The sequence below is a fragment of the Streptomyces californicus genome (assembly GCF_000717645.1).
Lineage (GTDB): Bacteria > Actinomycetota > Actinomycetes > Streptomycetales > Streptomycetaceae > Streptomyces > Streptomyces californicus.
Window position 1 is genome coordinate 44,330 of record NZ_JNZZ01000035.1, and the last position, 6,730, is coordinate 51,059.

Annotated in this window: 6 protein-coding genes; 4 read left to right on the forward strand and 2 right to left on the reverse strand. The window is 72.3% G+C overall.

Annotated features, from left to right (window positions below; genetic code table 11):
• Positions 1 to 9: 9 nt before the first annotated feature.
• A complete protein-coding gene (locus IF19_RS0131200; protein WP_030114432.1) occupies positions 10 to 585 on the reverse strand; it encodes a methylated-DNA--[protein]-cysteine S-methyltransferase in 576 nt (191 codons plus the stop codon).
• Between the two features lie 181 nt (positions 586 to 766).
• Positions 767 to 1,651, reverse strand: a complete 885-nt coding sequence (locus tag IF19_RS0131205) for a glycerophosphodiester phosphodiesterase (protein ID WP_030121106.1) — start codon at positions 1,649 to 1,651, stop codon at positions 767 to 769.
• A 228-nt stretch (positions 1,652 to 1,879) separates the two neighbouring features.
• On the opposite strand from IF19_RS0131205, the gene IF19_RS0131210 reads away from it, so the two are divergent.
• The 4 genes from IF19_RS0131210 to IF19_RS0131225 all read left to right on the forward strand — a co-directional run.
• A complete protein-coding gene (locus tag IF19_RS0131210; RefSeq protein WP_050493776.1) occupies positions 1,880 to 2,734 on the forward strand; it encodes an MHYT domain-containing protein in 855 nt (284 codons plus the stop codon).
• Between the two features lie 39 nt (positions 2,735 to 2,773).
• On the forward strand, positions 2,774 to 4,903 hold the full coding sequence (gene uvrB / locus IF19_RS0131215) for an excinuclease ABC subunit UvrB (RefSeq protein ID WP_030114435.1): 2,130 nt from the start codon (positions 2,774 to 2,776) through the stop codon (positions 4,901 to 4,903).
• 295 nt (positions 4,904 to 5,198) lie between these two features.
• The gene (locus IF19_RS0131220) at positions 5,199 to 5,777 is read left to right on the forward strand and encodes a TerD family protein (protein WP_030121105.1); all 579 of its coding nucleotides are present in this window, start codon (positions 5,199 to 5,201) and stop codon (positions 5,775 to 5,777) included.
• A gap of 307 nt (positions 5,778 to 6,084) precedes the next feature.
• The coding region (locus tag IF19_RS0131225) for a TerD family protein (protein ID WP_030290213.1) at positions 6,085 to 6,730 on the forward strand (646 nt) is incomplete at its 3' end.

Sequence of the window (6,730 nt, forward strand, 5' to 3'; positions counted from 1 at the left end):
CGGGCCCGTCTAGAACAGCGGCTGCGGCAGGACCCCCTCCAGCGCCAGCAGGTGCCGCTTGGTCTCCGTGCCGCCGCCGAACCCGCCGAGACCCCCGTCGCTCTCCACCACCCGGTGGCACGGCACCACCACCGGCAGCGGGTTGGCCCCCATGGCCGCGCCCACCGCCTGCGCGCCCTCCGGCCGGCCGACCCGGGCGGCCAGCTCCCCGTATCCGACGACCGTCCCGTAGGGCACCCCGGTCGCCAGCTCGCGCAGCACCTCGCGGTGGAAGCCGGCGGTCAGCGCCCAGTCCAGCGCGAGGCCGAACTCCTGCCGGTCACCCGCGAAGTACGCCGCGAAGGCGCGTACCGGTTCCGCCAGCCGGGCCGAGGCGGGGGCCTCCACCGGCTCCGTGCCGAACCGTGCCCGCAGCCGGCCGAGGGCCGTGTCGCGCACGGCGGGGCGGGCGTGGAAGGCCACGTTCACCAGGCCGGTCGCGGTCGCCGCGAGCAGCAGTGGGCCGATCGGGCTGTCCACGACCGCCCACTCGACGGAGGCCGGACCCGTGGCGGACGGACCCTCGCCGGTCCCGTGGCTGTCCATGCCGTCACCCGCCGGTCCCGTAGTCGTTCATGCCGTCACCGTACGGCCCGCCACTGACAACGAGGGACGGGGCGAGGGCAGAACGGGAGGGGACGGCACTGGTGCCGCGCCGACCCCGGCGAGGCCCGCCCCACCGCCCCCGCGCCGACCCCGGCGAGGCCTGCCCCACCGCCCTACCGCGTCAGCTCGTCGCGTCGCGCACCACGTCGGGGAAGTTGGTGATGATCCCGTCGACGCCCAGGTCCCGGGCCCTCACCGCGTCCGCCGCCGTGTTGACGGTCCAGGTGTTCACCCGCAGCCGCTTGCCGTGCGCGCCCTTGAGCCGCTGCACGGCCGCCACGTAGTCGGCGTCGATCGTCGCGTACGAGGGGTTGATCTGGTCGGTGAACGCCGCGTACGAGGGCAGGTCGGCCACGGCCGGGGTGCCCAGGAAACCGGTCGTCACGTCCGGGCGCAGGCTGTGGATCCGCTTGACGCTGTCCGCGCCGAAGCTCTGGACGACCAGCCGGTTCCGTACGTGGGAGCGGTCCAGCCACCCCGTACGGCCCAGCGTCCGGATGATGTCGCGCTCGATGCCCGGATAGGTCGCCGGGCTCTTGATCTCCAGGAGCAGCTTCTGCCGGTTGCGCTCCAGGCGGTGCAGGAACTGCGTCAGCGTCGGAATGCGCGTCCCGGCGAACTGAGCGCCGAACCAGTTGCCCGCGTCGAGTTTCGCCAGCTCCGCCGCGGTGAAGTCCTTGACCGCCCACGGGGCTCGGTCGGGGAAGACCTGCTCGACGTCGGTCGTGCGCTTCAGGTCGGTGTCGTGCAGGACGACGAGCACACCGTCGCGGGTGCGCTGCACGTCGTTCTCCACCCAGTCGACGCCGAGCGCTTCGGCGGCGTCGACGGCCGCGAGGGTGTTCTCCGGCGCGTGACCGGACGCTCCCCGGTGGGCCACCACGACCGGGTCCGCCCGGTGGGCGGAGACCTGGCCCGTCGCCTCGGGCCGGTCTGCGGGCAGCAGCAGGGCGCCGGAGCCGAACAGGGCGGCGGCCGCGGCGGCGGTTGCGGTGCGGACGGACACGGGGGCTCCTCACGTCGGGAGAGTGCGGACACGCAGAGAGTGACAGTGTCCCGCCAACACTCGGCGGGGCAGCGGTAACCGTGACATGAACGGAACCTTCGCTCCCGGGCATCACGGAAGCCCGGCACGGTGCCGTGCCGATAAAATGGAGTTTCTTTGTCTGCCTGCCGGGACTCGCTCCTCGGGGGCCCTCCTCGACCCCGGGCACTCTCGAAGGGCGCTGCACACATGCAAGGAACGGTGGACGGATTCACCTACGGCCTGGTGACCCCGGTCGCGGCGTTCCTGATGGCCGCCCTGGGAGCCGCCCTCGGGCTCCGCTGCACCACCCGGTCCCTCCGGACGAAACGCGGAGGCCGGGCCGGCTGGCTGGCGCTCGGTTCGCTGTCCATCGGCTCCGGGGTCTGGACCATGCACTTCGTCGCGATGACGGGCTTCACCGTCCGGGAGACCCCGGTCTCCTACGACAAGCCCCTCACCTTCGCGGGTCTGGCCGTGGCCGTGGTGATGATCGGGATCGGCATCTTCATCGTCGGGTACCGGGGCGCGACCCGCATGGCGTTGATCACCGGCGGCACCATCACCGGCCTCGGCATCGCCTCGATGCACTACCTCGGCATGGCGGGCATGCGCGTGGACGCGCGGCTGGCGTACGACACCCCGCTCGTCGCCCTCTCGGTCGTCATCGCCGGATGCGCCGCCACCGGGGCGCTCTGGGCGGCCGTCACCCTCAGGGGGACGCTCGCGAGCCTCGGCGCGAGCGTCCTGATGGCCGTCGCGGTGACCGGGATGCACTACACCGGCATGGCCGCGCTGAACGTGCACCTCCACCTGCCGCCCACTCTGCCGTCCGACCTGGCCGACGTCCTGCCCGGTGACCGGCCCGCCGAGATGATCGGCCCGATGCTGGTCGGGCCGGGCTGCTTCCTGCTCCTGGCGGCCCTGGTGCTCCTGTTCGACCCCGGGGCCGTGACGGGCGGGCCGACCCGCCGGGACCCGCGGGCGGTACGGCGCCCGCGGCCCTCCCCGGAGCCCGCGCGGAGCACCGGCCGACACGACGCGGGAAGCCTCCGCCACCGCTGATCCGGAGCCGTTGTCAGTGGCGAGCCGTACGGTGGATGCATGCGGCCCGTTTCCAAGATCGAACGTTCGGTGCGGCCTTTCGAGGTCGTCAGTCCCTACCAGCCCAGCGGCGACCAGCCGACGGCCATCGCCGACCTGGAGCGGCGCATCCGCGCGGGTGAGAAGGACGTCGTCCTGCTCGGCGCGACCGGCACCGGCAAGTCGGCGACCACCGCCTGGATGATCGAGAAGCTGCAGCGCCCCACCCTGGTGATGGCGCCGAACAAGACCCTCGCCGCCCAGCTCGCCAACGAGTTCCGTGAGCTCCTGCCGAACAACGCGGTGGAGTACTTCGTCTCGTACTACGACTACTACCAGCCCGAGGCGTACGTCCCGCAGTCGGACACCTACATCGAGAAGGACTCCTCCATCAACGAGGAGGTCGAGCGGCTGCGCCACTCCGCGACGAACTCCCTGCTCACCCGGCGCGATGTCGTCGTGGTCGCCTCCGTCTCCTGCATCTACGGCCTCGGTACGCCCCAGGAGTACGTGGACCGCATGGTCCGGCTCGACGTCGGCGAGGAGATCGACCGGGACCAGCTGCTGCGCCGCTTCGTCGAGATGCAGTACACCCGTAACGACCTGGCGTTCACCCGCGGCACCTTCCGTGTCCGGGGCGACACCATCGAGATCTTCCCGGTCTACGAGGAGCTGGCCGTCCGCATCGAGATGTTCGGCGACGAGATCGAGGCGCTGTCCACGCTCCACCCGCTGACCGGCGAGATCATCAGCGAGGACCCCATGGTCCACGTCTTCCCCGCCAGCCACTACGTCGCCGGCCCCGAACGCATGGAGCGGGCCGTCTCCGGCATCGAGCAGGAGCTGGAGCAGCGCCTGGCCGAGCTGGAGAAGCAGGGCAAGATGCTGGAGGCCCAGCGGCTGCGCATGCGCACCACGTACGACATCGAGATGCTCCGCCAGATCGGCACCTGCTCCGGCGTGGAGAACTACTCGATGCACTTCGACGACCGCGCCCCCGGCACCGCCCCCAACACCCTCCTCGACTACTTCCCGGACGACTTCCTCCTCGTCCTGGACGAGTCCCACGTCACCGTCCCCCAGATCGGCGCGATGTACGAGGGGGACGCCTCCCGCAAGCGGACCCTCGTCGACCACGGCTTCCGGCTGCCGTCCGCCATGGACAACCGGCCGCTGAAGTGGGAGGAGTTCCTCAAGCGGATCGACCAGACGGTGTACCTCTCCGCCACCCCGGGGAAGTACGAGCTCTCGCGCGGCGACGGGTTCGTCGAGCAGATCATCCGACCGACCGGCCTCGTCGACCCCGAGGTCGTGGTCAAGCCGACCGAAGGCCAGATCGACGACCTGGTCCACGAGATCCGCAAGCGCACCGAGCGGGACGAGCGAGTCCTGGTCACCACGCTCACCAAGAAGATGGCCGAGGACCTCACCGACTACTTCCTGGAGCTCGGCATCCAGGTCCGCTATCTGCACAGCGACGTCGACACCCTGCGCCGCATCGAGCTGCTGCGCGAGCTGCGCTCCGGCGAGTACGACGTGCTCGTCGGCATCAACCTGCTGCGCGAGGGCCTCGACCTCCCCGAGGTGTCCCTCGTGGCCATCCTCGACGCCGACAAGCAGGGCTTCCTGCGCTCCGGCACCTCGCTCATCCAGACCATCGGCCGTGCCGCCCGCAACGTCTCGGGCCAGGTCCACATGTACGCGGACAAGGTCACCCCGGCCATGGAGCAGGCGATCGACGAGACGAACCGCCGCCGCGAGAAGCAGATCGCCTACAACACCGAGCGCGGCATCGACCCGCAGCCGCTGCGCAAGAAGATCAACGACATCGTCGCCACCATCGCCCGCGAGGAGATCGACACCGAGAAGCTCCTCGGCACCGGGTACCGGCAGGGCAAGGACACCAAGGCCCCGGTTCCCGCCCTCGGCGGCAAGGCCGCCCAGGGCGGCGCGAAGGGCAAGGCGGCGAAGGCCGGCGAGGTGCGCGGCGACCGGCCCGCGACCGAGCTGGCCGGGATCATCGAGGAGATGACCGACCGGATGCGGGCCGCCGCCGCCGACCTGCAGTTCGAGGTGGCCGCCCGGCTCCGCGACGAGGTCGGCGAGCTGAAGAAGGAACTGCGCCAGATGAAGGAGGCGGGCCTGGCCTGACCCGGGTCCCGCAGGGGGCGTCCGTCCGGTGCCGGGTCCGGGCCGTTCCCGGCGGCCACGCCCGGCATCGTTCCCGGGCCGTTCCCGGCACCGGACGGGCGCTGCCCTCGCTCGCGGTGTGCCGTACGGGGCGTGAGGTACGGGCGTTCCGCCGCCGCACCCGGTACGCCGTGCCGGTGTGTTGCAAGACCGACACGAAAACGGACGGAACCTGCTGCCGCACGGGGTGGAATGCGTAGGGTGCGGGGAAACCGCACACGGATGGTTGCGGGGCAACGCCGAGAGGGGACAGCGCGTGACGGTCAACATGACCAAGGGTCAGGCCATCAGCCTGCAGAAGAGCGACGGGGGGACCCTGACCGCGGTGCGGATGGGGCTCGGCTGGCAGGCGGCCCCGCGTCGCGGGCTGTTCGGTTCGCGCACCCGGGAGATCGACCTGGACGCCTCGGCGGTGCTCTTCGCCGACAAGCAGCCGGTGGACGTCGTCTTCTTCCGCCACCTCGTCAGCGACGACGGCTCGGTCAAGCACACCGGTGACAACCTGGTCGGCGGGGCAGGCTCCGGCGGCGACGACGAGGCGATCCTCGTCGACCTCCAGCGCGTCCCGGTCCACATCGACCAGATCGTCTTCACGGTGAACTCCTTCACCGGGCAGACCTTCCAGGAGGTACGACACGCCTTCTGCCGCATCGTCGACGAGACCAACGGCCAGGAACTCGCCCGCTACACGCTCGACGGCGGCGGCCAGTACACCGCCCAGATCATGGCGAAGGTGCACCGCTCGGGCGGCGGCTGGCAGATGACGGCCCTCGGGAACCCGGCCAACGGCCGTACCTTCCAGGACCTGATGCCCGCCATCCTGCCGCACCTGTAGGTTCCGCCCGCGCGGGCGGCGAGGCGCGGGGCGGCGGCGGTCCCCGGGGGCACGGACCGCCGGGGCCGCCGCGCCGTCGTCCCGCCGGCACCACGCCAGGGCACGACACGGCACCGCACCGGCACAGCACCAGGTCGGCCCGGGGAACACCCGCACAGCACCACCGGCCCGCACCACACCGGCCCGGACCACCTGTACAGCACCACCGGCACCGCACCAGGCCGGCCCGGAACACCCGCACAGCACCAGGCACCAGCACGGCACCGCCCCCATCGGCGCGCGGGCCGTCGTCGAGGGGGACAACGCAATGACGGCCGAATTGGTCCGGGGGCAGAACCACCCCCTGCCCCAGACCCGCCTGGAGATCCGGGTGTCGGCCGGCACGCCCGTCGTCGCCGGGGCCACCCTCGGCGACGACCGGGGCACGGTGGGCGGCGCCGAGCGGATCGCCCACCCCGGCTCGCCCCAGCTCCCCGGCCTCGACGTCTCCCGGCAGGCGGCGGCCGACCACCGGCTCGCCGTCGACCTGGAGGCCCTGCCCGAGGACGTCCACCGGGTCACCGTGCTGCTCGCCCTGCCCGCGGTGGACGGCGCGGCGACGCGGTTCGGCGCCGTCCCCGCCCCCTTCGTCGCCGTCACCGGGCTCGACGGCGAGGAGATCGCCACGTTCACGCTCACCGGCCTCGACGCCGAGTCGGCGGTCAGCGCCCTGGAGCTCTACCGTCGCCAGGACGCCTGGAAGGTCCGGGCCGTGGGGCAGGGGTACGCGGGCGGGCTCGCGGACCTGCTCGCCGACCAGGGCGTGAGCGACGCCGCCGCACTGGCCGGCTCCATCCAGGAGACCGTGACCCGGGGCCTGGCCCGCTCCGTGGCCCCGCCCCCGCCCCGCACCCCCGACGGCGACCGCGTACGGCACCCGGCGGGCCCGGCCGACCCTCTCCCGCCCACCCCGC